Below are 922 nucleotides of genomic sequence, written 5' to 3' on the forward strand. Positions count from 1 at the left end.
ATGTGGAATCTGATTTGTCAAGGTTCGTGGGGCCTTATGGTCAGGCGAGTGACGGATCCGCCAGCGTGACCACTCGGTCGAGGGTCGGGTCGAACCCGAGGACAGGATGGGCCTGGCTCCCGCCCTCCGCCGTCATCATCACCGGTTTGCCGAGCTCGCGTCCGATCTCTGCCAGGAGGCTGCAGAGCGCGTCAACACCGAGTTGCCCTTGGAGTTCCCGCAGATCGACGTCGAAGTCGATCTCATCGGCGGACATGATTCGGAAGATCGCGAGGACTCCGGGCTGCGGCCAGACCCTCAGTTCCGCGATCTCGCGGTCAGCCGGGCGGGCGAGCACGGCAGCGGCCGACGGCAGCGGCAGGTCCGTGGAGCCCTCGGAGTACTGCCACTGCCAGTTGCGTGCCTGGACCAGGTGGAACAGGGCCTGCCAGTCCGCGACGGAGGCGTCGGGGACGAAGACGTCGGGAAGGGCTCCCATGAGGTTGGGATCGAAGAGGTCCTTGACCTCCTCCCAGACAAGACCCGGCATGCCGCTATGTTGCTTGGTCAGGGCCGTGAGCGCCGGTCGATTACGTTGCCGGCCTGCGGTTCACCACGACGATCGGCAGCAGAGCCGCCCCAGCGGGCCTGTCGACCTGCCGGGGTGCCGGCCCGGCCGGCGTGGGGACGTCGGCGAGTTGCTGAAGGAGTCGGTCGAGAGCGGCCTGGCCGTCCTCGACGGCGGCCTGCTCGGCTTCGGTGAGCGGGATGGCCGCGTGCATCTTCTGCAAGTTGGTCCTCGCTTCCAGGAGCTGGGCCTTGGTGGAGTTCTTGGGGGTGTAGAAGTCGCATTTGGCGCAGGCCATGCGGTGCGGGCACTGCTCGAAGAAGGTGTAGGTGCAGTAGCCGTGGCCGAGGTCGTAGTGCTGCCAGGGCTCGCCGG

1 protein-coding gene and 1 pseudogene are annotated in these 922 nt (G+C 66.9%); both read right to left on the reverse strand.

The genetic code is table 11. The features are described 5' to 3' along the window. Positions 1 to 40 precede the first annotated feature (40 nt). Complete coding sequence (locus MJ797_RS22480) at positions 41 to 529, reverse strand: hypothetical protein (RefSeq protein ID WP_239340919.1); 489 nt, start codon at positions 527 to 529, stop codon at positions 41 to 43. 40 nt (positions 530 to 569) lie between these two features. Then, positions 570 to 922, reverse strand: a pseudogene (locus MJ797_RS22485) (integrase); the annotation flags it as partial.

The sequence above is a fragment of the Protofrankia sp. CiP3 genome, from assembly GCF_917627345.1.
Lineage (GTDB): Bacteria > Actinomycetota > Actinomycetes > Frankiales > Frankiaceae > Protofrankia.

Excerpts from the sequence above, each read along its gene's own strand:
- MJ797_RS22480 (WP_239340919.1), bottom strand. The coding sequence starts at position 529 with ATGCCGGGTCTTGTCTGGGAGGAGGTCAAGGACCTCTTCGATCCCAAC.